This window comes from Paraburkholderia kirstenboschensis (genome assembly GCF_032806925.1).
GTDB classification, from domain to species: domain Bacteria; phylum Pseudomonadota; class Gammaproteobacteria; order Burkholderiales; family Burkholderiaceae; genus Paraburkholderia; species Paraburkholderia kirstenboschensis.
In genome coordinates, this window is the sequence record NZ_CP136513.1 from 2141251 (window position 1) to 2166988 (window position 25738).

Annotated in this window: 22 protein-coding genes, 1 pseudogene and 1 riboswitch; of the genes and pseudogenes, 14 read left to right on the forward strand and 9 right to left on the reverse strand. The window is 63.2% G+C overall.

The window, feature by feature from the left end; translation table 11 throughout:
- Window positions 1–38 precede the first annotated feature (38 nt).
- Complete coding sequence (locus RW095_RS32220) at window positions 39–866, reverse strand: ferritin-like domain-containing protein (protein WP_317020001.1); 828 nt, start codon at window positions 864–866, stop codon at window positions 39–41.
- Between the two features lie 373 nt (window positions 867–1239).
- A pseudogene (locus RW095_RS32225) lies at window positions 1240–2876 on the reverse strand (gamma-glutamyltransferase family protein).
- Window positions 2877–3184: 308 nt separating this feature from the next.
- On the opposite strand from RW095_RS32225, the gene RW095_RS32230 reads away from it, so the two are divergent.
- A complete protein-coding gene (locus tag RW095_RS32230; protein ID WP_201701269.1) occupies window positions 3185–3964 on the forward strand; it encodes a DeoR/GlpR family DNA-binding transcription regulator in 780 nt (259 codons plus the stop codon).
- Window positions 3965–4282: 318 nt separating this feature from the next.
- Entirely contained in the window at window positions 4283–4480 is a 198-nt protein-coding gene (locus RW095_RS32235) for a hypothetical protein (RefSeq protein WP_006049938.1), read from the forward strand.
- Window positions 4481–4693: 213 nt separating this feature from the next.
- Here RW095_RS32235 and RW095_RS32240 read toward each other — a convergent pair whose 3' ends face one another.
- On the reverse strand, window positions 4694–5068 hold the full coding sequence (locus RW095_RS32240; RefSeq protein ID WP_317020002.1) for a hypothetical protein: 375 nt from the start codon (window positions 5066–5068) through the stop codon (window positions 4694–4696).
- 197 nt (window positions 5069–5265) lie between these two features.
- Here RW095_RS32240 and glpD point away from each other — a divergent pair, with 197 nt between their 5' ends.
- The 4 genes from glpD (at window position 5266) to RW095_RS32260 (ending at window position 10239) form a co-directional block, all read left to right on the forward strand.
- The gene (gene glpD, locus RW095_RS32245; protein WP_317020003.1) at window positions 5266–6795 is read left to right on the forward strand and encodes a glycerol-3-phosphate dehydrogenase; all 1530 of its coding nucleotides are present in this window, start codon (window positions 5266–5268) and stop codon (window positions 6793–6795) included.
- A 165-nt stretch (window positions 6796–6960) separates the two neighbouring features.
- Window positions 6961–8460 (forward strand): glycerol kinase GlpK, encoded by a 1500-nt coding sequence (gene glpK, locus RW095_RS32250; RefSeq protein WP_317020004.1) that lies wholly within the window; start codon window positions 6961–6963, stop codon window positions 8458–8460.
- 200 nt (window positions 8461–8660) lie between these two features.
- Complete coding sequence (locus RW095_RS32255) at window positions 8661–9374, forward strand: MIP/aquaporin family protein (protein WP_027778847.1); 714 nt, start codon at window positions 8661–8663, stop codon at window positions 9372–9374.
- A gap of 178 nt (window positions 9375–9552) precedes the next feature.
- On the forward strand, window positions 9553–10239 hold the full coding sequence (locus RW095_RS32260) for an HAD family hydrolase (RefSeq protein ID WP_317020005.1): 687 nt from the start codon (window positions 9553–9555) through the stop codon (window positions 10237–10239).
- Between the two features lie 193 nt (window positions 10240–10432).
- On the opposite strand, the gene ribB is transcribed toward RW095_RS32260, so the two are convergent.
- From ribB to RW095_RS32280, 4 genes are all read right to left on the reverse strand, one after another.
- Window positions 10433–11152, reverse strand: coding sequence for a 3,4-dihydroxy-2-butanone-4-phosphate synthase (gene ribB, locus RW095_RS32265; RefSeq protein ID WP_317020006.1), 720 nt, complete (start codon window positions 11150–11152; stop codon window positions 10433–10435).
- 154 nt (window positions 11153–11306) lie between these two features.
- Window positions 11307–11493: riboswitch (FMN riboswitch) on the reverse strand.
- Between the two features lie 159 nt (window positions 11494–11652).
- Window positions 11653–12342: a helix-turn-helix domain-containing protein gene (locus RW095_RS32270; protein ID WP_317020007.1), complete on the reverse strand. Its 690-nt coding sequence runs from the start codon at window positions 12340–12342 to the stop codon at window positions 11653–11655.
- 222 nt (window positions 12343–12564) lie between these two features.
- On the reverse strand, window positions 12565–13755 hold the full coding sequence (locus RW095_RS32275; protein ID WP_317020008.1) for an MFS transporter: 1191 nt from the start codon (window positions 13753–13755) through the stop codon (window positions 12565–12567).
- Between the two features lie 16 nt (window positions 13756–13771).
- Window positions 13772–14170 carry a VOC family protein gene (locus tag RW095_RS32280; RefSeq protein ID WP_317020009.1) on the reverse strand — a complete coding sequence of 133 codons (399 nt, stop codon included), beginning with the start codon at window positions 14168–14170 and terminating at the stop codon, window positions 13772–13774.
- Window positions 14171–14288: 118 nt separating this feature from the next.
- On the opposite strand from RW095_RS32280, the gene RW095_RS32285 reads away from it, so the two are divergent.
- The 7 genes from RW095_RS32285 (at window position 14289) to lnt (ending at window position 22354) form a co-directional block, all read left to right on the forward strand.
- Window positions 14289–15272, forward strand: coding sequence for a LysR family transcriptional regulator (locus tag RW095_RS32285; RefSeq protein ID WP_317020010.1), 984 nt, complete (start codon window positions 14289–14291; stop codon window positions 15270–15272).
- A 176-nt stretch (window positions 15273–15448) separates the two neighbouring features.
- Complete coding sequence (miaB, locus tag RW095_RS32290) at window positions 15449–16834, forward strand: tRNA (N6-isopentenyl adenosine(37)-C2)-methylthiotransferase MiaB (protein WP_317020011.1); 1386 nt, start codon at window positions 15449–15451, stop codon at window positions 16832–16834.
- A 93-nt stretch (window positions 16835–16927) separates the two neighbouring features.
- Window positions 16928–18001 carry a PhoH family protein gene (locus tag RW095_RS32295; RefSeq protein WP_317020012.1) on the forward strand — a complete coding sequence of 358 codons (1074 nt, stop codon included), beginning with the start codon at window positions 16928–16930 and terminating at the stop codon, window positions 17999–18001.
- A gap of 247 nt (window positions 18002–18248) precedes the next feature.
- Window positions 18249–18710, forward strand: a complete 462-nt coding sequence (gene ybeY / locus RW095_RS32300; RefSeq protein WP_317020013.1) for an rRNA maturation RNase YbeY — start codon at window positions 18249–18251, stop codon at window positions 18708–18710.
- A gap of 19 nt (window positions 18711–18729) precedes the next feature.
- Window positions 18730–19443, forward strand: a complete 714-nt coding sequence (locus RW095_RS32305) for a gamma-glutamylcyclotransferase (RefSeq protein ID WP_317020014.1) — start codon at window positions 18730–18732, stop codon at window positions 19441–19443.
- Between the two features lie 198 nt (window positions 19444–19641).
- Window positions 19642–20535, forward strand: a complete 894-nt coding sequence (locus RW095_RS32310) for an HlyC/CorC family transporter (protein ID WP_027778836.1) — start codon at window positions 19642–19644, stop codon at window positions 20533–20535.
- Between the two features lie 100 nt (window positions 20536–20635).
- Window positions 20636–22354, forward strand: a complete 1719-nt coding sequence (gene lnt, locus RW095_RS32315) for an apolipoprotein N-acyltransferase (RefSeq protein ID WP_317020015.1) — start codon at window positions 20636–20638, stop codon at window positions 22352–22354.
- A gap of 126 nt (window positions 22355–22480) precedes the next feature.
- Here lnt and loiP read toward each other — a convergent pair whose 3' ends face one another.
- Window positions 22481–23239, reverse strand: a complete 759-nt coding sequence (gene loiP, locus RW095_RS32320; protein ID WP_317022754.1) for a metalloprotease LoiP — start codon at window positions 23237–23239, stop codon at window positions 22481–22483.
- 261 nt (window positions 23240–23500) lie between these two features.
- Window positions 23501–24121 carry a glutathione S-transferase C-terminal domain-containing protein gene (locus RW095_RS32325; RefSeq protein ID WP_317020016.1) on the reverse strand — a complete coding sequence of 207 codons (621 nt, stop codon included), beginning with the start codon at window positions 24119–24121 and terminating at the stop codon, window positions 23501–23503.
- 218 nt (window positions 24122–24339) lie between these two features.
- Between RW095_RS32325 and RW095_RS32330 the strand changes: the two genes are divergently transcribed.
- Complete coding sequence (locus tag RW095_RS32330) at window positions 24340–25731, forward strand: aminopeptidase P N-terminal domain-containing protein (RefSeq protein WP_317020017.1); 1392 nt, start codon at window positions 24340–24342, stop codon at window positions 25729–25731.
- The last annotated feature ends 7 nt before the right edge of the window (window positions 25732–25738 follow it).

Consider the following 25738-nt stretch of genomic DNA (forward strand, 5'->3'; position numbering starts at 1 on the left):
CTTTTACGCCGGCGAATTGCCGATGTTCGCAATACCGCTTAACGGAAGAACACATGCTGCGTAATTTTGGCGAGCGGGTAATGCACGCCGGGCTGAATCTTCGCCGGCAAGTCGAGCGGCTTGAGCAGCATCTTCACGCACATGTCGGCCGACAGATTACGCCGCACGAGTGCATTAATGCGCGCGGCCCGCTCGCGGTTATAGGCCTGGTCGCGCACGCGCTCCGGATAACGGATTGCGAACACGTGACGCAACGCGATCTCCGAGTCTTCGTTCTTGATCTCGATTACGCGACGCATTAACGCGCCCAGAACCGCGAGCCGGCCATTGCCCTCGATCTTGTTGTACTTCTTGAAGTACTTGAAAAAGTGCTTGTAATGGCGGACCTCGTCGATACGAATGTTGTCGGTAATCTCCTTGAGCACCGGTTCGTCCGAACACTCGCCAATCGCGCGATACAAGGTGGCCGTACCCGTTTCGACGACGCACCGCGCCACCATTTCAAGCGCACGAGTCTTTTCAAAATCTTCCACGGAACAGGTCAGCGAATATTCGTCCATGAAATTACGGAACGCGGTGTCCCAATCGAATTCTGGCCACACGTACGCGATATACGTTTTTAGCGCGCGGCCGTGTTGCATTTCCTCTGGCTCCCACTCGTTGTTGAGCCACGCGGAAACTTCCGGATCGCCGTCGAAAAACTTGCTTAGATTACTGGTGTAAAGATCGGTGCCGCTTTCAATAAATGAAGCGGCACACAGCAGCAATAACAGGTCTTCGTTCGCGACCGCTTTCTGGCGATCAATGCGCGTGAGGTCTATGTCCTCGATCCGCCAGGGCATGACGTGGTTCAGCTCTGTGTGCATCGTGTCTTGCTCCGAAAGCTGTATCGACTCGTGGAGCATGCTTGGAACCGCTCCTATCGCGCTACCTCGCGTTGCGGTTCGCCGTGTCGGATACAGCGCCGTGAATTAGAGTTAACCCCTTGTGTTTGCATCTTAGCCGCTGTTTCGCAAGTCTGCAGACAACCCCGCACAGACCGTACCGATTGGCCAAGGTTCCAATTTCACGATAGACGAAAGTTTCGGTGAGGCAAGCACGATTGCACGGCGCACAAAAAAGCCAGCTCAGCGAGCCGGCTTTTTTTCGCAAAACGCGACACACCGCGGCTCGAAAGTTACGGCGCGCGGATACTTCGAGCCACCTTTCGAGCCGCGTTCAAGAAGGCGCTGGCGGCCGTCAGAAACCGGCTGCCAAACCGTCGCGGCGGCTGTCGCTGGCGGCTACACAACCGCGCTCCGGACATTGCGATCGAGCTTCCAGATGTACTGGCCGGAACCGAAATCCATGTAAGGATCGTCGACGGATTTGATCTTGTGGCCGAGCTTCTGCAACCCTTCTGCCGTCTTTGCGTCGAGCGTCGATTCAATGTCGATCGTGAAGTCGCGGTTGACCTTCCAGCGCGGTGCGTCGCATGCGGCCTGCGGCTGCTGACCGTAGTCGAGCATACGCACGACAGATTGCAAATGCCCCTGCGGCTGCATGTCGCCGCCCATCACGCCGAAGCTCATGACCGCTTCCTGCTGCCCGTCCACCTGCTGCGTGAGGAATGCGGGGATGATCGTGTGGAACGGCCGCTTACCGCCTTCCACCACATTGGGCGACTTCGGATCCATCGAGAAGCCGGAGCCGCGATTCTGCATCGAGATGCCGGTGTCGGGCACCACGATCCCCGATCCGAAGCCCATGTAGTTCAACTGAATAAAACTGACCATCATGCCGCGCTCGTCCGCCACCGACATATAGATGGTGCCGCCGGCCTTCGGCATGCCAAAGTCGAACTGCGTGGCGCGCCTGTGATCGATCAGCTTCGCGCGCGACGCAAGGTACGCGTCGTCGAGCATCTGCTCGGGTGTGACTTCCATAGAGCCCGGATCGGCAACGTAGCGATAGACGTCCGCGAACGCGAGTTTCATCGCCTCGATCTGCAGGTGCTGCGACTCCACGTTGTCGACCGTCAACTCCTTCACATCGAACTGTTCGAGGATGCCGAGCGCGATCAGCGCCGCGATGCCCTGCCCGTTCGGCGGAATCTCGTGCACGGTGTACCCACGATAGTCCTTGCCGATCGGCTCGACCCAATCCGCGCGATAGTTGCGCAAATCGTCGACGGTCAGCGCGCCGCCGCATTCACGCGAAAACGCCGCGATTCGCTCGGCAATCTCCCCTTCGTAGTACGCGCGCGGGCCCTGTTCGGCGAGCTTGCGCAGCGTCTTGCCGTGGCCGGGAAAGCGCACGAGTTCGCTCACCTCCGGGGCGCGTCCGCGGGGCATGAAGGTCGACGCAAACCCCGGCTGGTCCTTCAACTCCGGGACCGCCGCTGCCCACTTGTGGGCAACGATGCTGGCCACCGCGTGACCGCGCTCGGCAATCTCGATGGCGGGCTCCATCAGATCCGCGAACGGCAGCGAGCCGAACTTCTCGTGCAGCGCTTCCCAGCCCGCGATAACGCCGGGAACGGTCACCGCATCCCAGCCGCGCTTGGGCTGAATCGCGAGGCCGTCTTCCTCGCCGTATTTGCGTTTGAAGTAGTCGACGCTCCAGGCCGCCAGCGCCACGCCCGACGCATTCAGGCCGTGCAGCTTGCGGCCGTCCCAGACGAGCGCGAACGCGTCGCCGCCAAGACCGCACGAGACCGGCTCGACGACCGTGATCGCGGCTGCGGCGGCGATTGCCGCGTCGACCGCGTTGCCGCCTTTCCACAGCATGCGCAGCCCCGCTTGGGCGGGGAGCGGGTGCGACGTCGAAACGATGTTGCGCGCGAACACAGGCAAGCGCGGCGTCGGGTAAGGGTTTTGCCAGTTGAAGCCAGTCATGTCGAACGCTCTCGAAAGCACGGTCAGGCGACGCAAGCCGCCGGACACGATAGGAAAGATGAAACGCGGATGGAACGGAAAATCTTCGATTGCAGCGCGAGCCGCCGCAAAACGCAAATTCATTTATCGGATGGATAAATGCGCCGCTGCGCTGAATGCCCCGAATGTTCGGCGCGCGCAGGCTTGTGCATGTCGCACGAGTTGGCAGACCACCCGCGCGATGGTCTTACAATACACGCACACTCGCATACGCGTCCCGCCCATGCCGGGCCGCGGCAGGCACCGATAACAACCCATCACCGAGACTCATGACCCGAGACCCCCGCCTCACTCTCAATGCCCGGCAACAGGAACTGCTGGAGTGGGTGCAACGCGACGGCTTCGTGACCGTGGACGACCTCGCGGCGCACTTCGACGTGACGCCGCAGACGATCCGCCGCGACGTCAACTGGCTCGCCGACATGAACCTGCTGCGCCGCTATCACGGCGGCGCGAGCCTGCCGACCAGTTCCGAGAACGTCTCGTACACGGCACGCCAGCGCATGTTCCATGACGAAAAACGGCGCATTGCGGCGCTAGTGGCCACTCACATTCCCGACCAGGCGTCGCTCTTCATCAATCTCGGGACCACCACCGAGGAAGTCGCGCGCGCGCTCAACCGGCATCGCGGGCTGCGCGTGATCACCAACAATCTGAACGTCGCCAGCATGATGAGCGGCTATCCCGACTGCGAGGTGCTGGTGACGGGCGGCATCGTGCGGCCGTGGGACAAAGGCATCGTGGGCGAACTGGCGATCGACTTCATCCGCCAGTTCAAGGTGGACTTCGCGATCATCGGGACTTCGAGCATCGAAACCGACGGCACCCTGCGCGATTTCGACACCCGCGAAGTGCGCGTGGCCGAAGCCATCATTCAGCATGCGCGCACCGTTTTTCTCGCCGCCGACAGTTCGAAGTTCGGCCGCCCTGCGCTGGTTCGTCAGGGACATCTCGACCAGATCGACGCGCTCTTCACTGATGCGGCCCCGCCGCCTGACATGGCCGAGACGCTCACCGCCGCCAATTGCCAGGTGTACGTGGCCGGTTGATCAGGCGGTCGCGGCCATGTTGCAGCGCACGCGAAACTTCAAGTGAAATCAAGGATCTGGCCGCAGCGAATAACCGCCTCTGTGAGGAGCGATTGTCAAAGGGAAAATTTACGGGGGCCGGTTTGGTGTTTAACGTTTGCTTGACTACACTCCAGTTCCCCGGCGTTCATTGCGTGCCCGCGTGCCGCCGGTGCTAAGTAAACCTGTCGTAGCCGTACCTCCCGCCCCATCTTTTTGCGGACCACCTGGCAATGGCTCTTGCCATTCATGCCAGTCGCCGACGAGGCTGTCCGCGTTTGCTTGACATGGAGAGAAACGATGCTGAGTCCGCACGAATTCGCCACGTTGTTGCTCGTCAAGGACGCTCCCAATCAGGTAGACATGGAGCGAGAAGAACTTGACGCCCTCCTCGAACGTCAGCTCGTGCAACTGGAGCGGCTCGCCTCGGGCAATGAACAATGGCGTGTAACGGAATCCGGCGATAGCGCACTCCGAGCAATCAAACGCCTTTCCTGATAACAACCCGCGCATCGTCGGGCTCATTGCCGGTTCACGGCCGGCGCGGCTGCTAGCTCAGCCGCATGCGCACGGCCGACCCTCGAGCCGGTTCGGTCCATTGTGTCTGTGTCGACGTGGGCGCCCGCAGCGGCGCCCGCTTTCATTACGGCCGCGTCACCGATGACCGGTTAACCGCCGAGCCGCCGAGCCGCCGCCACCTAACGACAAACATCAACCGCTGCGCAACGTCGGATCGACTGCGGCGCGCCAGCTTATTGCTCGCGCGCGCTGCTCCGTGAAGAACGCGACCCACTGATTGCGAATCTGCGGGTCGGTACTCGCCCCCTGGCTCGTGTAGCGCTGCGCGATTTCCATCTGAAACGCGCAGTAATCTTCCTTCGACAACCGCCCGCGCCGGTTCGCCACATACGCGTCGAACAACGTCGCATACACGCCCTGAGCGTCGTTGCCGTAGTCGACCGGCTGGGCGCTGCACATCTGCTGCAACGAGACGAACGACGGCGCGCCCATCGTTCCGCTCAAGCTCGGCGAAGCGACGCACCCTGCGAGAAGCGCTGCCGCGCCCACGATGAAAAGTACACGCATGAAATCACCTTGAAATGGCTACTGCCAAGAGTATCGTCCGTGGCCGCGCGTTGCGCCACTACGTTGGCCGTTCGATAGAGGTGCGCTCGGGACATGCGAACTTTACTTTTTCGAATTTGTTCATTAAAGTTCGAAAACGAACACTATCGGTTCGATAGGATTTCAGAAAATTTCGTACGAGTCAGGAGACGCAGCAGGTGACGCAAGGCACGAGATACGATTTGCTCGTCGTGGGCGGCGGGATCAACGGCGCGGGCATCGCACGCGACGCGGCGGGCCGAGGCCTGTCCGTGCTGCTGTGCGAGCAGGACGACCTGGCAGCGCATACGTCCTCGGCAAGTACCAAACTGATCCACGGCGGCTTGCGCTACCTCGAGTACCGCGAGTTCGGACTGGTTCGCAAGGCGTTGCAGGAGCGTGAGACGTTACTGCGCGCTGCGCCGCACATCATGTGGCCGCTGCGCTTCGTGATGCCGCACATGCCCGATCTGCGTCCGGCCTGGCTGATTCGGGCCGGTCTGTTCCTTTACGATCACCTCGCCCGTCGCGAACTGCTGCCCGGTTCGCGCGGCATCGTGATGCGCGACCATCCGGCCGGCGCGCCGCTCGTCGAATCGATCAAGCGCGGCTTCGTGTACTCGGACGGCTGGGTCAACGACGCTCGCCTCGTCGTGTTGAACGCGCTCGACGCCGCCGAGCACGGCGCGAAGATTCTCACGCGCACCAGGCTGCTGAGCGCCGTGCGTGCAGGCGGCGAATGGCGCGCGCAGCTCGAGCGCGCGGACGGCACGACCGTCGACGTGCGAGCCGCGTCGATCGCGAACGCCGCAGGCCCGTGGGTCGGCGAACTGCTGCAAGGCGCGCTCGGCCGTCCGGCGTCGCACAGCGTGCGGCTCGTCAAGGGCAGTCACATCGTCACGCGGCGTCTGTTCGAACACGACCACGCGTACATCTTCCAGAATCCGGACAAGCGGATCATCTTCGCGATTCCGTACGAGCACGACTACACGCTGATCGGCACAACCGACCTCGAATATCGCGGCGACCCCGCGCAGGTCGCCATCAGCGCCGACGAGACGCAGTACCTGTGCGACTCGATCAATCGCTACTTCAAGCAGAAGATCTCCCCGGCCGACGTGCGCTGGACCTATTCGGGCGTGCGGCCGCTGCTTGAGGAAGAAGGCGCGGACAATCCGTCGGCCGTGACGCGCGACTACTCGCTCGAACTGGACACGCCGGCGGGCGAAGCGCCGCTGCTGTCCGTGTTCGGCGGCAAGATCACGACCTTTCGCAAGCTCGCCGAAGAAGCCGTCGACAAGCTCGCGCACGCTCTCGGCAGCGACGCGCCTTCGTGGACGGCCGGCGCGCCGTTGCCCGGCGGCGATATCCCGCAGGCAAACTTCGAGCGCTTTCTCGCTGGACTGAAGCAGCAGCACGCGTGGTTGCCGGCGGACCTCGCGCACCGCCTCGCCCGTGCTTACGGCACGCGAGTGAAGAACGTGATCGCCGGCGCGCGCTCGCTCGCCGATCTCGGCCACGCGTTCGCGCCGGGTCTCTACGAGGCCGAGCTGACGTATCTGCGCGATACCGAATGGGCACGCAGCGCGCACGACGTGCTATGGCGCCGCTCGAAGCTCGGCCTGCACGTCGAGCCGGGCACGCTCGACTCGATCACACGCGACATCGACGCGTGGTTCGCTCGCCAACCCGAGCGACAGAGCGCGTAACCTGGTAGAAGTGCGCGCGCTCGCAGCATAAAAAAACCGTTTCACCCCTCGGCTGCATCGAGCCGGCTGTACCAACCCGCGCGGTCGCAGCCGCTTGGAACGACAAGCCGTTCCCGTCGCCGGCAAGCTGTTACGGCGATTCATAAAACGCATGGAGAAGAGACAATGCAGGATCAGTACATCCTCGCGCTTGACCAGGGCACCACCAGTTCGCGCGCGATGCTGTTCGACCGCCTCGGCAATGTCGTGTCGACGGCACAAAAGGAGTTTGAGCAGATCTATCCGCGTCCGGGCTGGGTCGAGCACAACCCGCAGGAAATCTGGTCGACGCAGGCGGGTGTCGCTGCCGAAGCCGTGACGCGCGCCGGCATGAACGGCACGTCGATCGCCGCAATCGGCATCACCAATCAGCGCGAAACCACCATTGTCTGGGACCGCGAGACCGGCCATCCGATCTACAACGCGATCGTCTGGCAGGACCGCCGCACCGCCGACTTCTGCGACCAGCTCAAGGAGCAAGGCCTCGAAGCCAAGGTTCGCGCGAAAACCGGCCTGCCGATCGACTCGTATTTCTCGGCGACCAAAATTCGCTGGATTCTCGACAACGTGGAAGGCGCACGCGAAAAGGCGAAGCAAGGCCGCCTCGCGTTCGGCACCGTCGATAGTTGGCTCGTGTGGAATTTCACCAAGGGTGGCATGCATGTCACCGACGTGACCAACGCGTCGCGCACCATGCTGTTCAACATCCACACGCTGAAGTGGGACGACGAACTGCTCGACGCGCTCGACATTCCGCGCAGCATGCTGCCTGAAGCGCGTCCTTCGTCCGAAGTGTACGGGCCCACCAAGACCACCGTATTCGCCTCGAAAATTCCGCTCGCGGGCATCGCCGGCGACCAGCACGCCGCGCTCTTCGGCCAGATGTGCACCGAATCGGGCATGGTGAAGAACACCTACGGCACCGGCTGCTTCCTGGTGATGAACACCGGCGACAAGCCGATTGAATCGAAGAACAACCTCGTCACCACGATTGCGTGGCAGATCGGCGATCAGATCAACTACGCGCTCGAAGGCAGCATCTTCATTGGCGGCGCGGTCGTGCAATGGCTGCGCGACGGTCTGGGCATCATCAAGAACGCGGCTGAGATCGAAACATTGGCGCGCGGCGTGCCGCATTGCGACGGCGTCTATCTGGTGCCCGCGTTCGCCGGGCTCGGCGCGCCGCACTGGAATGCGCGCGCCCGCGGCACGCTGTTCGGCGTGACGCGCGGCACGACGTCCGCGCATATCGCTCGCGCCGCGCTCGATTCGATCGCGTATCAGTCGCTCGACGTTCTGAAGGCGATGGAGGCCGACTCCGGCATTCGAATCGGTGAATTGCGTGTGGATGGCGGCGCTTGCGCGAACAACCTGCTGATGCAGTTCCAGGCCGACATCCTCGGTGTGGACGCGGTCCGCCCCAAAGTGTCGGAAACCACTGCGTTGGGCGCCGCGTATCTGGCGGGCCTCGCGGTCGGCTACTGGAAAGATGTGGATGAACTGCAAAGCCAGTGGAAGCTGGATCGCCGCTTCACACCAGCGCTCGAACAAGCGAACGTCGAGGAATGTCTCGACGGCTGGAAGCGCGCGATTCGCGCCGCCAAAGCATGGGCCGACACGCCTTGAGAGCGGCCTTCGCGTTGTTCGCAGCTGAGCGTTCGGCATGAGGCAAGTCCAACCAGGCTAACGCGGCCGCGACCGCAGCGCGATGAAAGCGCGACGAAACAACAAAAGCCAACGACGAGGCGGCAAGCAGTAGGCCACGAAACGCAACGAGGCCGCCCGTCTCGCGGCTTCCCTAACAACAATATTTCGGATACCCAACAATGTCTCCATACATTGCGGAATTCATCGGCACGGCGCTCGTCGTGCTGCTCGGCGACGGTGCTGTCGCCAACGTGCTGCTCGCGCGCACCAAAGGCAAGGGCGCGGATCTGATCGTGATCGTGATGGGCTGGGCAATGGCCGTTTTCATCGCGGTCTACGTCACTGCGTCGTACAGCGGCGCGCACCTGAATCCGGTCGTGACGGTCAGTCTTGCGCTCGCGGGCAAGTTCGCGTGGGCCAAGGTCCCCGGTTATATCGCGGCGCAAATGCTCGGCGGGATGGCTGGCGCGCTGCTCGTGTGGGTCGCGTATCGCCAGCACTTCGCGAAAGAAGGCGACGCCGACGTCAAGCTTGGCGTGTTCTGCACCGCGCCCGCGATTCGTAGCGTGCCTCACAACCTGCTGACCGAGATGATCGCGACCTTCGTGCTGATTCTCGGCGTGCTGTATCTAGCCTCGCCGCAAGTCGGTCTCGGCGCGCTCGACGCGCTGCCGGTCGGCCTGCTCGTGCTCGGCATCGGCATCTCGCTCGGTGGCCCGACGGGTTACGCGATGAGTCCCGCTCGCGATCTGTCGCCGCGTCTGATGCATGCGCTGCTGCCGATTCCCGGCAAGCGCGACAGCGACTGGCGCTATGCATGGATTCCGGTGTGCGGGCCGCTCGTCGGCGGCGCCGTGGCGGCGGCTCTCTATCTGTATCTGCATACGCGCTGATCTCGCCGCGAGGTGTCGAACAGCTGACGCGCGCGAGAATCGAGGGCGGTGGCATCGGTGGAAAGCAGCGGCACCGCGACGCGGGCCGCGTCAAAGCACGTATCATGGCGCTTTCACACGGCGCGCATGGGCTGGCCATTCACCGGCCCACGCGCACTCGCTTTCCGTCCCTTCAGGCATGATCGACCATCTCATTTGCGACTGCGACGGCGTGCTCGTCGACAGCGAAGTCATTGCTGACCGCGTCATGTTCGAGACGCTATCCGCGACTTTCCCCGGCCTTGACTTCGAACCCATCGTCAAGACGGCCTTTGGCCAGCAAACGTCGCGCTTTCTCGAAGGCATCGAGAAAGCGTTCGACATCGCTCTGCCGCCCGCTTTCCTGAACACGATCGAGCACAATGTCGAACTCGCGCTCGCCGCATCGCTTAGTCCGATCAACGGTGTGCGAACTGCGCTGCAACGCGTGACGCTGCCGGCCGCGGTCGTGTCCAACAGCCGCATGGCGCGCGTGACTGCGTCGGTGCAGCGCGCCGGACTGCAGCAGATTTTCGGCGAGCGCATTTTCAGCGCCGAACAGGTCGCACGTCCCAAACCTTTTCCCGATGTCTACCTGTTTGCCGCGCAGACGCTCGGCGTCGAGCCATCGCGATGCATCGTCGTGGAAGACAGCGTAGCGGGTCTGAACGCGGCGCGAGCGGCGGGCATGAAGACGATCGCTTTCGTCGGCGCGAGCCATATTCCCGATGGCTACGCGGACGCGCTGCGCAACATGGGCATGACGCGCATCATGAAACACATGGACGAATTGCCCGCGTTGCTCGAAGCGGGCGTGCGGGGAGAATTCGGCGACGTGCAGTCGTAGCCGTCTGCCCAAAAGCAGCGCTGACACATACAGGCCGCCTGTATGCGCATCGACCTCGTGCTTCGAGCCCAACGTGCTGCGTTGAAGACGCATTCAAGCAACGCACTGCAACAGACCAGAAAAAGCCCGTCATAGAGCGACGTCGAACAGCGCGTTGATCCGGCGCGCGCAGCGCCGAATTACACCCCTAGGTTCACGCTTCCTGCTCGACGCATTCACGCGCCTCGGCCAACGCGCGACGGAACTCGGCCAGCTCGGCGATCGTCAGCATCGGCAAATTGTGTTGCGCGGCGAAGCGTTCGACGTCCGCGCCGCGCGTCATCGTGCCGTCGGCGTTCATCAATTCGCACAGTACGCCGGCCGGCTTCAGGCCCGCGAGAATCGCGAGATCCACCGTGCCCTCCGTATGGCCGCGCCGCGCAAGCACGCCGCCCGGCATTGCGCGCAACGGAAACACGTGTCCGGGGCTCACGATGTCGCCGGGCTTCGCCGTATCGGCAATTGCGGCGCGAATGGTCGTTACGCGGTCGAGTGCGGACACGCCGGTCGTCACGCCTTCGCGTGCTTCGATCGAAACCGTGAACGCCGTGCCATGACGGCTTTCGTTGTTGGTGGCCATCGGCGGAAGTTCGAGCGCGCGGATCTTCTCGTCGGGCAGGCACAAACAGACGATGCCGCTGCATTCGCGAATCAGCAGTGCCATCGTTTCGACGGAAAGACGCTCGGCGGATACGATCAGATCGGCCTCGTTCTCGCGGTCATCGTCGTCTTGCAGCACGACGGCGCGGCCATCGCGCATTGCTTGCAGCGCGGCGGCGATACGCGGCGGAACGGGTTCGGTGCCGAGCAGCGGGAGATCGGCGGATGCATCGTCCGCAATCGTCGACGGAGCAGGAAAAGTAGCAAAGGACATAGTTGAAACGCTCATCGCAAAAGTGGGGCGAAAAACGTTTCAGGGCATTGCAAACAGACAAAGACGCGCCGCGAAGCGCCTCTGCATAGTCGAGGCGGCATTCATGCACCGCCCGAACCTGCGAGCAGCGCCACGGAGACGAACATGACTATCTGCACATCTTCTTCCATCCGGACTGTGACCGTCGGCTCTGGCTTCTCACCAGATCTGCTGACCCCGCGGCGGCTTCCCGATTTTGCTGAAAGCCGGACAACTGCGGGCGCTCGCGGGCTCGCCGGCTCACGCTTTCGCGTTGCCGGCATACCGCCGGTGGGGAATTTCACCCCGCCCTGAAGACGCACTGATTGCCGGAGAACCGGCGGGCCAAGCATACAACAGTCGCGCGCGAGTTGCAGCGCAACCCTACTGCGCAACGGGATTCGCGGTCGTGCGTCATGCTCACCCACGTCTCAAACTTCGACATGCTGACAGGCGAGCCGACTCCACCCCGGCGCGTTCGATCAAACCGGCGCGGCTTCGCGCGCCGTGTCAGGCTGCGCGGGTACGTCCCAGCGCGGCGGCGTCTCCGCCTTCAACGTCACGCGAAACGCGCGCGCTTCGGTGTCGCCGGGATTGCGCAGGCTATGCGGCTGATCGGCGTCGAACACGATCGCGTCGCCTGTTGCAAGCAACTGACGTTGATCGTGCACGCTCACCTCGAGCGTGCCCTCACTGACCACGAGGTTCACCGTCGTGCCCGGCGCGCGACGCGTGCCGGCTTCCGTGTGCAACGGCGCGATGCGCAACTCGTGAAATTCCGCAGCGGTCGGTTCGTTGTCGGGATAGAGCGGACGAACCGAATAGCGTCCGTTGGAACTGACGACGCGCGACGAGCGCTCCGCCGGCAAGTGCTCGAAGCCGTTGGTCGCGTGACGTCGCAGGAAAGCCGCGACCGACACTTTCAACGCGGCCGCCACTTTGCAGAGCACCTTGATCGACGGCACGCTGCGCGCCGACTCGATCTGCGCGAGCATTGCGCGCGACACGCCTGACGCGCGGGCCAGAGCATCGAGCGACAACTGGCGCTCGGCGCGTAAGCGCGCGAGATTTACGCCGACGAGATGTTCGAGTGCATCGAAAGGTTCAGCGGCACGCGGCGGCGCATCGGTATCAGCCGCGGGATCGCGAACCAGAGCAAGCGGGGAATGCATGATTGCCTCCAGAAGCGCCGCCGGACGGCGGGCAAGCGGTTAGTGGAAGCAAGATAGCATCGCGGCCCGCCGTGCCCAACGAAGTTATCTTCACACTGTTATCAGCATTGCGGAGGACGTTTCTCGCAAAGCTTGTGCGGATTTTTCATATGCGCGCGGCTTCGACTTTCGTTAGGGCCGCCGATTAACCTCACGGCAACGGCGCTTGCACACCCGGAGCACTTAGGCCCGCTCGCGCACTTCCACATCGCGTTGAATGACCGACCGCGGCGCCGTCCGATCCATGCGCGATGCGAACCACGTCAGCAACAGTGCCGCAACGCTCACTGCCGCCGCAACCCAAGGCAACGTATCGAGCGAATGGCCGTGATCGATCACGAGACCTCCGAGCCACGCGCCGCCCGCATTGCCGACGTTGAACGCGCCGATGTTCAGGGTCGACGCGAGATTCGGCGCCTTGGCCGCCTTCTCGACCACGCGCATCTGCAACGGCGGCACGGTCGCAAAGGCGGCAATGCCCCACACGAACACCGTGATTGCCGCGGCCACCTGCGAATGACTGGTGCGCGCGAAAATCGCCATCACCACCGCCAGCGCCGCGAGAATGCCCATCAACGAGGGCATCAGCGCACGGTCCGCGAGCTTGCCGCCGACCGTGTTGCCGATCGTAAGTCCCACGCCGAACAGCACGAGAATCAGCGTGACGGCGCGCGGCGAGAAGCCGCTCACCTGCTCCAGAATCGGCGCGATATACGTGAACACGACGAATACGCCGCCGAAGCCGAGCACCGTCATCGCCAGCGCGGTCCACACTTGCGGGTCCTTCAGCACGCGCACTTCATGACCGAGACTGGCAGGACCCGAATCGTGGCGATTGGGCACGAGCGCTGTCACGCCCGCGAGCGACAGCACGCCGAACCCGCTGACAATCCAGAAGGCCGCGCGCCAGCCGAACTCCTGGCCCACGAAAGTGCCGAACGGCACGCCGAGCACGTTGGCAAGCGTAAGGCCGGTGAACATCAACGCAATTGCGCTCGCGCGCTTCTCGTTCGGCACGAGCGACGCGGCCACCACTGCGCCAATGCCGAAAAACGACCCGTGCGCGAACGACGTCACCACGCGCGCGATCATCAGCACGGAATAATCGGACGCAATCGCACACAACGTATTGCCGACGATGAAAACGCCCATCAGCAACTGCAGCGCGAGCTTGCGCGGCATCCGGCTCGTGACGACGGCGAGCAGCGGCGCGCCGACCGCCACGCCGAGCGCATACCCGCTCACCAGCAATCCCGCCGACGGAATCGACACCGCGAGATCGCGCGCGACCTCGGGCAGCAAGCCCATGATGACGAACTCGGTCGTCCCGATAGCGAAGGCGCTGATCGCGAGCGCGAGTAATGGAATCGGCATTGTTGTTCTCCAGGTTTTACGGTTGAGCGTGATGCAGCGCCGTCACGAACTCGACGACGACGCCCGGCGCGAGCGCCACGAAGATCTGCATGGCGGCTTCTTGCGGGCCCATCGGCGGCACTTGCGCCGTTTGATAGGCGACGCCGGTTGCCCGCAGGCGCGCGAGCAGCGCCTGCCATTCGGCGGCGCTTTCCAGACGGAACGCAATGTGATCGATGCGCGGCGCGGCTCTGACCGAGGTGCCGGGCACCGTGGCCTCGACCAGATGGATCACCGGGCGCCCGTTGGCATACAGCCAATAACCGCCGACGGAAAACGGCGGACGCGCGCCTTGCGTCAAGCCGACTACATCGACGAAGAAACGCCGTGCTGTATCGAGATCGGCTGTGACGATGGTCGCGTGATCCAGCTGCATGGTTGGGCCGGCTAACTGCGCCGCATGGGTTTTCAAGATGTGCATTGTGGCCGCGACGCGCCAATTTGATAATTGGCGTAGCATTTGAAGCATTTTCAAATGCCATTTGAAGAAAGCAATGGATAATCTCGGCGACATTCGCCTCTTTGTAGAAGCCGCCCAGCACGGCAGCCTGTCCGCGGCTGGCCGCAAAATGGGGCTCACACCGGCGGCTGCAAGCGCGCGCCTCGCGAAACTCGAAGCCGGCCTGAAAGCGCGGCTGTTCGAGCGCACCACCCGCCAGTTGCGACTCACCGACGAAGGGCGCCTCTATTTGAACTGCTGCCGCCAGGCGCTGCAGTCGCTAGACGACGCAAAAGCCGCGCTGCAAGCGGGGCAAGGGGTGGTGCGCGGCAAGGTGCGCGTCTCGGCGACGTCGGACTTCGGCCGCAATCTGCTGATGCACTGGCTCGACGAGTTCAACGCGCTCTACCCGGAAGTGACGTTCGCCCTGACGCTATCGGACTCGCTGTCGAACCTGGTGCAGGAGGACATCGATCTCGCGATCCGCTTCGGCGTGCCGCAGGACAGTTCGCTGGTGGCGCGCAAGCTGGCACCCAACCGGCGCGTGCTGTGCGCATCGCCGGAATACATTGCACGCAAGGGCGAGCCGAAAGACCCGTTCGATCTCGCCAATTTCGATTGCATCGTGCTCAGCACCGGCTCCGGTCCGGTGAACGAATGGCGCTTCACGCGCGGCGACGAAGTGCAGCAGTACACGGTGCCGTTCGAAACCGCGCGCGAGACCAACGACGGCGCCGTAGCCCGCGAATGGGCGCTGCGCGGTTACGGCATCGCGATCAAGTCGATGTGGGACGTGCAAGCGGATCTGCGCGCCGACGGCCTAAAAATTCTGCTGCCCGAGTGGCGCTATCCGCACGCGCCGCTGCACGCGCTCTACCACCGCAACCGTTTCATGGCACCGCGCGTGCGCGTGTTGCTCGATTTTCTCAGCGAGCGCTTCGCGCAGGTGTCCGACGAACTGGAAAGCCTGCTGGGCTTGCCGCCGGATGGGCCGCGCGCCGGAACGGGCGGACAAACCGTATTCGGCGAAGGGCTATAATGTTGCGTTACGCTGCGAGCGTGCGCAGTGAGCGGCTAGACATGACCAGAACGGCGGTCTTGCCCCGCGCAAATCCGCTGAAGTGCCGGCCGTTCCGAGACCTCGCGCACGTTTTCGCATCTCCTTGACCCCTAATACGACGCCCCCAGATTAACCACTGCGACCGGCGAAATTCGATGACCAAGAAAGTTTATGTAAAGACCTTTGGCTGCCAGATGAACGAGTACGACTCCGACAAGATGGTCGACGTACTGGGCGCGGCTGAAGGGCTCATCAAGACGGACACGCCGGAAGACGCGGACGTCATTCTGTTCAACACCTGCTCGGTACGCGAGAAAGCTCAGGAGAAAGTGTTCTCTGACCTCGGCCGCGTGCGCGAACTGAAAGAAGCGAACCCGAACCTGATCATCGGCGTGGGCGGCTGCGTGGCGAGCCAGGAAGGCGCGTCGATCGTAGCTCGCGCGCCGTACGTCGATCTGGTGTTCGGGCCGCAAACGCTGCACCGTCTGCCGCAAATGATCGACAAGCGCCGTGAAAGCGGCCGCGCGCAGGTCGACATCACTTTCCCGGAAATCGAAAAGTTCGACCATTTGCCGCCGGCACGCGTCGACGGTCCGAGCGCGTTCGTGTCGATCATGGAAGGCTGCAGCAAGTACTGCAGCTATTGCGTCGTGCCCTACACGCGCGGTGAAGAAGTATCGCGCCCACTCGACGACGTGCTCACCGAAATTGCGGGCCTCGCCGACCAGGGCGTGCGCGAAGTCACGCTGCTCGGCCAGAACGTGAACGCCTATCGTGGCGCGCTCACGCTGGGTTCGTCGGAGATCGCCGACTTTGCGACGCTGATCGAATACGTCGCCGATCTTCCGGGAATCGAACGGATTCGCTATACCACGTCGCATCCAAAAGAATTCACGCAGCGCCTGATCGACACTTACGCGAAGGTGCCCAAGCTCGTGAGTCACCTGCATCTGCCGGTGCAGCATGGCTCCGACCGCATTCTGATGGCCATGAAACGCGGCTACACCGTGCTCGAATACAAATCTGTGATCCGTAAGTTGCGCGCTATCCGCCCGGATCTGTCGCTTTCCACGGACATGATCGTCGGCTTCCCCGGCGAGACGGAAGAAGATTTCGACAAGATGATGGCGCTCGTACACGAGATGAAGTACGACACGAGCTTCTCGTTCATCTACAGTCCGCGCCCTGGCACGCCGGCTGCGAATCTGCATGACGACACGCCGCGCGAAGTGAAGCTCCGGCGTCTGCAACATCTGCAAGCCACGATCGAAGAGAACGTGCAGCGCATCAGCGATTCGATGGTCGGCAAGGTGGAGCGCATTCTGGTCGAACGCCCGGCGCGTAAGGATCCGAACGAACTCGCGGGCCGCACGGAGAATAACCGCGTAGTGAATTTTCCGGCGCCGTTGGCTTCGCATGCGCGGCTGACCGGTCAGATGGTCGACGTGAAAATCGTCAAAGCGTACCCACATTCACTGCGTGGGGAGCTCGTGCTGGTGCACGACCATGCAGCGGACGGCGCCAGCGCCATCGCGCATTGACCGACTGACAACCGACCCAGCGGCGCGGCCCCGCCGCGAGACGCACTGCACGACACACCCGAGTACTGAAACCGACAGGATCGAATCACCGCCTTGAAAACCACTCAGCCGCATCTGGAATTCACTGCTCCGCGCGACGACAACGCGCGGCTCGCCAACCTCTGCGGACCGCTCGACGAAAACCTGCGGCAAATCGAGCAGGCGCTCGACGTGACGCTGCAACGCCGCGGACATCGCATTACGATTCGCGGGCGCGGCGCCAAGCTTGCGCTTACCGCCCTCGAAAACTTCTACAACAACGCGCGCGAGCCGCTGTCGGTCGACGACATTCAACTCGCGCTCGTCGAAGTCCGACACCCGGCGCGGCATCGCACTAACGGCAACGGCAATGGCGACGAAGCGGGCGAGCCGGGCTTTCCCGGCAATCCCGACCATCCGTTCGACCAACCCGCCGACAGCGACGAAGACGACCTCGAAGAGCTCGGCCCGAAACTGTACACGCGGCGCGCCGATCTGCGCGGCCGCACGCCGGCACAGCGCGAGTATCTGAAGCAGATCGTCTCCCACGACGTTACGTTCGGCGTCGGTCCGGCCGGCACGGGCAAGACCTATCTCGCTGTCGCCTGCGCGGTTGACGCGCTCGAGCGCGATCAGGTCAAGCGCATCGTTCTGACGCGCCCGGCCGTCGAAGCGGGCGAGCGTCTCGGCTTCCTGCCGGGCGATCTCGCGCAGAAGGTCGATCCGTATCTGCGCCCGCTGTACGACGCGCTCTACGATCTGCTCGGCTTCGACAAAACCGCGAAGATGTTCGAGCGGCAAATGATCGAAATCGCGCCGCTCGCGTACATGCGCGGCCGCACGCTGAATCACGCGTTCATCATTCTGGACGAGGCGCAGAACACCACGCCCGAGCAGATGAAGATGTTTCTCACGCGGATCGGCTTCGGCTCGAAAGCCGTGGTGACCGGCGACACGACTCAGGTCGACTTGCCGCGTGGGCACAAGAGCGGGCTCATCGAAGCGCAGCAGGTTCTGTCCGACGTGCGCGGCATCGCGCTCACCCGCTTCACCAGTGCGGACGTGGTGCGGCATCCGCTCGTCGCGCGAATTGTCGAGGCATACGACGCGCATTCGCAGAAGACTGCCAGCCCGGCGGATTCGCGCTAATGCGGCTCGACGCAACCCGTAACACGTTGAATGCGCGGCCTATGGGCCGGCTGCGTTCCGCGCCCCGCGTCGCGCAACGTTTTGCGCGGCGCTTCGCGCTGCAGTGCGCTGAGCGCTGTGCACGGCGTTCGGCCGATCGACTCGCGTATCGCTTTGGAGATCGACTCGCGCATCGCTTTGCGGATCGACTCGCACATCGCTTCGCGCATCTTCTTGCGCCTCGCCTCACGCATCACTTCAAACCAGCATGAGCCGCGCCCCGAAACTGACGCTGAACCTGCAATTCCCCGCGGCCAGGACGTGGCCTGAACACAAGGCGCTGCTGCCTCGCGCCACGGTGGCCAGCTGGATCAAGGCCGCGCTTTTCGCGGACGGCGAGCTGACCGTGCGTTTCGTCGACGCGGACGAAGGCCGGACGCTGAACCGCACGTATCGCGGCAAGGACTATTCGACCAATGTGCTGACTTTCGCGTACGCGGAATCGGAAGACGATCCGGTGACGGGCGACCTGATCTTGTGCTGCCCCGTCGTCGAGAAAGAAGCCGCCGAGCAGGGCAAGCCGCTCCTCGCGCACTACGCGCATCTGCTCGTGCACGGCACGCTCCACGCCCAAGGCTACGACCACGAAGTCGAGGAAGAAGCCGAGGAAATGGAAGCGATCGAAACCGAAATTCTCGGCAAGCTCGGCTTCCCTGACCCTTATCGCTAACCGTCGCCCGGACCGAACCGTGAGCTCATTTTCCTCTGACGCCGACGCCCGAACGCCCTGCCCGGACTATCCGCCCGCGCTCGGCGAGTCGCGGCTGCTGACGGACGAGGAGTTGCGCGCGTCGCTCGATTGCACGCTGCGCGACTGGGACCGACAGAGCGATTTATGGCTTTTCGGCTATGGCTCGCTGATCTGGAACCCCGGCTTGCCCACCGTCGAAGCCACGCGCTCGAAGGTGCACGGTTATCACCGGGGCTTGTATCTCTGGTCGCGCGTGAATCGGGGCACGCCGGAACAGCCGGGCCTCGTGCTCGCGCTCGATCGCGGCGGCTCCTGCACGGGCATTGCGTTTCGTCTGGCGGCGCAAGGCGCCATGCCGCATCTGGAAGCGCTCTGGCGCCGCGAAATGGCGATGGGTTCGTACCGGCCAGCGTGGCTGCCGTGCGTGCTCGCCGACGGCCGGCGCGTGGACGCACTCGCGTTCGTGATGCGCCGGGATGTGCCGAGTTACACCGGCAAGCTTGACGACGAGATTGTCAAAACGGTGTTCGGCTGCGCGCGCGGCCGCTACGGCACGACACTCGAGTATGTCAGCCGCACGGTTCACGCGCTGCGCGAAAGCGGCATGCCGGACCGGGCGCTGGAAGCGCTACTCCAGCGCTGCCAGGCCGGCAGTGACGCGCCCGGTTCTGCCGGCGATGAACTACGCAAGCAGCCGCAAGCGGGTAAATAAGCGCCGCGCCGATTTTTGCTCCGAAACGCTTTTCACCCTGTAATCAGTTAGGATTGACCCATGGACCGCGCCTTGCGGCGCACCGGTGTCAGCCCGGTTTCATTCATCGCCAGGTGCGGCGGGACACGGTCCTGCCATGTGCCTGGTGTATCCTTAATGCTCTGCAACAGCGCGCCCAGTCTTGCCGGGCGCACTACCATGAACGACACGTATCCCAGTCGACGCCACACCGACAAACCGCAGGAAAAACGCTCACTTCTCGAGCGTCTTACCGATTTCATCTCGCCCGAGCCCGACTCGCGCGCCGAACTTCTTGAAATTCTGCAGGACGCGCACGAGCGCAACCTGATCGACGCCGACTCGCTGTCGATGATCGAAGGTGTGTTCCAGGTCACCGAACTCAGCGCACGCGACATCATGGTGCCGCGCGCGCAAATGGACGCGATCAACATCGCGGACAATCCCGCCGAATTCATCCCTTACGTGCTGGAAAAAGCGCATTCGCGCTATCCGGTCTATGAAGGCAATCGCGACAACATCATCGGCGTGCTGCTGGCGAAAGACCTGCTGCGCTACTACGCGGAAGAAGAGTTCGATGTGCGCGGCATGTTGCGCCCCGCCGTCTTTATCCCCGAATCAAAGCGCCTGAACGTGCTGCTGCACGATTTCCGGGTGAATCGCAATCACCTCGCGGTGGTGGTCGACGAATACGGCGGCGTGGCCGGTCTCATCACCATCGAGGACGTGCTGGAACAGATCGTCGGCGATATTGAAGACGAATACGATTTCGACGAGGAAAGCGGCAACATCATCGCCTCGCCGGACGGACGCTTCCGTGTGCGGGCGCTGACGGAGATCGAACAGTTCAACGAAGCGTTCGGCACACACTACCCGGACGAAGAAGTCGATACGATCGGCGGACTCGTCACGCATCACTTCGGGCGCGTGCCGCATCGCGGCGAGAAGGTTCGCATCGACGACCTCATTTTCGAGATTCTGCGCGGCGACGCCCGCCAGGTTCACATGCTGCTCGTGCGGCGCGATCCGCTCGCCGGTCAGCGCGAGCGTGAAGCGCAGCACGTGCAGACCTGAGCGGCCCGGCTGCTCTGACGTCCAGCCTGCCGCTGCACGCGCCGCCCTGCTCCGCACGCTACCTTTTTCATTCGCAACTTCTCACGCCGACCGCGCAACAATGGCCGACCCGATTACTTCCCGCTCCCGTCATGGCATGAGCGCTTCTGCCGCGAATCCCACGCGGGTGCGCACGCTACCTCGCTGGCATTACCTCGTCGCGCTGGCGGCAGGCGCGGCCAATACGCTGTCGTTCGCGCCCACGCCGCACGGCGGCTGGCTAGAACTCGTCATCTTCGTGTTTTTCTTCGGCTGGCTGACGCGCACCACCGGCTGGAAAAGCGCCGCGCTGACAGGCGGCGCTTTCGGCTTCGGCAATTTCGTGAGCGGCGTCTGGTGGTTGTACGTCAGCATGCATTTTTTCGGCGGCATGCCCGCGCCGCTTGCCGGCACGGCGCTCGTGCTGTTTTCGCTTTACCTCGCGCTGTATCCCGCTTTGGCAGCGGGCGTCTGGTCGTTCTGCGCCGGTCACGCCCGCAATGGCTCATCGAGCACCGATACGCCGTTCTCGCCGACATGGCATGGGGCGCTGGCCTTCGCCAGCGCATGGGCCATCGGCGAATGGTTGCGTGGCACGGTGTTCACCGGATTTCCGTGGCTCGCTAGCGGCTATGCGCAAGTCGACGGCCCGTTCGCCGGATTCGCGCCACTCGCGGGCGTGTACGGCGTCGGTTGGGTGCTCGCGCTCGCAGCGGCGTTGATCGTGCAGGCGCTGCTTGCTCTGCTGCGCCGTTCGCGTGAGCCTCGCGAAGCTTCGTCCAGCGGACAAAATACCCGCGGCGGCAGCGCGCGGATCGCCGCGCCGGCTGGCATCGCACTGGCGCTGATCGCGGCGGGCCTGTTGCTGCCGCTCGCCAAATGGACGGTTCCCGCCAACGCGCCGTTGACCGTGCGCCTCTTGCAGGGCGACGTCAAACAGGAAATGAAGTTCGAGGAAGCGGGCATGCGCGCCGCCATCGACCAGTATCAGCAGATGATCACCTCGAAGCCCGCCGACCTGATCGTCACGCCGGAGACGGCCATTCCCGTGCTGGCGCAGCAGTTGCCGGCGCCGTTCGCCTCGGCGGTGCGCAGCTTCTCGGACTCGACTGGCAGCGCGATCCTGTTTGGCGCAATCGGCGGCTCCGTTACGCCCGAAGGCCGCGTGGTCGACTACACGAACAGCCTGTTCGGCGTGACGCCCGGTACACGCGACATCTACCGCTACGACAAGCATCACCTGGTACCGTTTGGCGAGTTCGTGCCGTGGGGCTTTCGCTGGTTCGTCAACCTGATGAGCATTCCGCTCGGCGACTTCGCGCGCGGCGGTCCGGTGCAAAAGCCGTTCGTCGTGCACAACCAGCCGGTCGCAGTCGACATCTGCTACGAAGACATTTTCGGCGAAGAGATTGCGCGAACCATCCGCGAAAGCGATACGCCGGCAGGCGTGCTGATCAACTCGACCAATCTCGCGTGGTTCGGCGACACCATCGCGCTCGACCAGCACTTGCAGATAGCACGCATGCGCTCGCTCGAAACCGGCCGCCCGATGCTGCGTGCGACCAACACCGGCATGACGGCTGCGATCGACGCCGACGGCAAGGTGCTCGGACGGCTCACGCCCTACACGATCGGTTCTCTCGACTTGACCGTGCAAGGCACGGCCGGCCGTACGCCGTATGTGACGAGCGGCAATAACACGGTGCTCGCCGTTTCGTTACTACTACTCGCATTCGGCTTTGCATTCGGGCCGGGCCGTATCCGTGGGAGAAACGGCAAATCCGGAAACGGTGAAGCATAAGCAATAAAAACGCGCGCTGCGGCATGGCCGCAAGCGCGCGCTTATCGAACCACGCTAGCGTTATTGATGAACCACGCAAGCGCTATTGTTGAACCACGCGAGCGTTACTGTTGAACCACGCAAGCGTTACTGATTCGACGCAATGCGCTGCTGAATATGCTGCGCGCGTGCAGGCGACGCCGGGTGGGAGCTCAACATACTCGATTTTTCGCCGTCTATTTGCGCGATTTTGTTGAACGCCGTGACAAGACCCGACGGATCGAGATTTTTCTTTTTCTGCAAGTCGAACGAATAATCGTCGGCTGCGCTTTCCTGCGTTTGCGAGAATTGCGCGTTAATCAGCTTTTCCGAGAAATCGCCCAATTGCGAGCCGGACAGCGCGCCCGCAACGCCACCCGCCGAAGAAGCAACCGAACGCGCCGCTGACGTCGCATACGCAACCTGCATTGCCTTCTTCGTATGGCCGAGCGCCACGTGGCCCATTTCATGGCCGACCACGCCGCGTACCTCGTTGTCGTTCATCATGTCCATCAAACCGCTGTAGACGCGAACGCAACCGTTAGCCATCGCCCACGCGTTGACGTCCTTCGTCATGTACACCTTGTAATTCACCGGCGTGCCGTTGATGTTGTCGCCCAATTGCGCGGCAATCTTGTTTAAACGCTTCTGGTATTTGCTGTTAGCGGGTGCGATCGTGTTTTCGCTGTCGAGTTGCGCGCACGATTTGTCGGTCAACGTGCGCACGTCGGCATCCGAAAGCGTGGCCGCTTGCGTGGCCAACTGGCCGGATTGAATCAGCGCCGACGGATCGAGGCTGCTGACATTCGAGCACGCGGCAAACAGCGAGCAGACGGTAGCGGCAATAACAAAACGATACGGTTTCATCATGAAAGTCTCTTTGTGGTGTTATTCGTTTTGACGACGCGCATAAGGCGTCGCCCATTCGCAATGGCCGCTTTCGACGCTAAAACATGCCGAATATATGACCGCACAACCATTGCCCCACGCGGCAGACGAAAAAAAAGCGCCTGACGGGAGGCGCTTTTTTACCACAAACGAAAGCATTAATTCATGACTTTGAAAGACCGATTAACGCAATTTTGCAAACTTGCTGTAATCGTGTGCAAATATGCTTTATCGGTTCAATCAGTTGACCGGCACGGTATCAATAAACGACTGGCGCAGCGAAAGTTTCTGAAAATGCTTGTCGAGATTCGGATGCGACTCGCGCCAGTTCAGTTCCGGCATGCGGAAGTCCAGATAGCCCAACGCGCAACCCACGGCGATATCGGCGAGCGTGTAGTGATTGCCCGCGCACCACGGCTTGCTGCCCAGGCCTTGAGACATGGCGACGAGCGCTTCGTCGATCTTGCGCTGCTGCCGCGCCACCCACGCGTCGACCCGCTGCTCCGGCGTGCGCTGCGTGCTTTCAAGGCGGATCAGCACGGCCGCGTCCAGCAGGCCGTCGGCGAGCGCTTCCCAGCAACGCACCTCGATGCGCTCGCGCCCCGATTGCGGAATCAGCTTGCCGACCGGCGACAGCGTGTCCACGTACTCGCAGATCACGCGCGAGTCGAACACCGCTTCGCCGTCTTCCATGACGAGACACGGGACCTTGCCGAGCGGATTGAAGGTGTGGATGCGGGTATCCGGCGCCCAGACGTTCTCGGGCACCAGCTCGTAGTCGATCTTCTTGTCGGCCAGCACGATGCGCGCTTTGCGCACGAACGGGCTGGCGAGCGAACCGATGAGTTTCATCATTGCCATCTGCCTTTTTCTGAATCCGGCGAAAGTATAAGTGCTTGGCGCCATGCGCGAGCGGCCCGTGCGCTCTCTGCGAGCCGCATGCACGTTCGCTGTGGATGGATTGCAACATTGCCGCGCCGCACGAGCGCCGTCTAGCCGGCCGAACGGCCAACGCGCCGGTCGTTGGGCGCCGGCATCGGCACAAAATGACTCTATGCATTGGGCGCTACAATCGCACGATGAACCAGCCGACCGAACCCACCATCGCCATCGACGTCTACCGCACGCGCCGCGAGCGCGTACTCGCCGCGCTGCGCGCAGCGGGCGGCGGCGTCGCCATCGTGCCGACTGCGCCCGAAGCGCTGCGCAACCGGGACGCGGATTATCCGTACCGGCACGACAGCTACTTCTATTATTTGACCGGCTTCACCGAGCCCGAGGCGCTGCTCGTGCTCGACGCAAGCGCCGCACCTGGCGAGCCCGCGTCCATCCTGTTCTGCCGCGAGAAAAACATCGAGCGTGAAACGTGGGAAGGCTTCCGTTTCGGGCCCGACGGCGCGCGCGTGGCGTTCGGATTCGACGCCGCCTTTCCGGTCGGCGAAATCGACGTGCACCTGCCGAGGCTGCTCGCGGACAAGCCGTCGCTGCACTACGCGCTGGGCGCATCGGAGAAACTGGACGGCCAGGTGCGCGGCTGGCTCGAGGCCGTGCGCGCTCAAGGCCGCAGCGGCGTCGCGGCGCCCATGGCGGCACGCGATCTCGTGCGGCTGCTCGACGACATGCGGCTCATCAAGGACGACCACGAACTGACGATCATGCGCCGCGCCGGGCAAATCTCCGCGCAGGCGCACCGCCGGGCGATGGCCGCGTGCCGCCCCGGCGTGCGCGAGTACGAACTCGAAGCGGAACTGCTCTACACGTTCCGCAAATTCGGCGCGCAGGCGCCCGCCTATACGTCGATCGTCGCGGCCGGCGCCAATGCGTGCGTGCTGCACTATCCGGCCGGCAACGCGATTGCGCAGGATGGCGAGCTCATCCTGATCGACGCGGCCTGCGAACTGGACGGCTACGCATCCGACATCACCCGCACGTTCCCGGCGAGCGGCCGCTTCACGCCGGCGCAGCGCGAGCTGTACGACATCGTGCTGGCCGCGCAGCAGGCGGCCGTCGACGCCACGCGCGTCGGCGCCAGCTTCGACGATCCGCATCAGGCCGCCGTGCGCGTGCTGTCCCAAGGCTTGCTGGACACGGGTATCGTCGAGCGCAACAAGTTCGCTTCTGTCGACGACGTGATCGCCGAGCGCGCCTACGCGCCGTTCTATATGCACCGCACCGGCCACTGGCTCGGCATGGACGTGCACGATGTGGGCGACTACCGCGAGCGCGGCGGGCCGCGCGACGAAGCCGGCGCGCTGCCCTGGCGCACGTTGCAGGCTTCGATGACGCTGACCATCGAGCCCGGCTTGTATATCCGCCCGGCCGAAGGCGTGCCCGAGCGCTACTGGAACATCGGCATCCGCGTCGAGGACGACGCGATCGTCACGCCCACGGGCTGTGAACTGATGACGCGCGACGTGCCGGTCGCCGCCGACGAGATCGAAGCGTTGATGCGCGACGCCCGCGGCTCATGAAACAAGG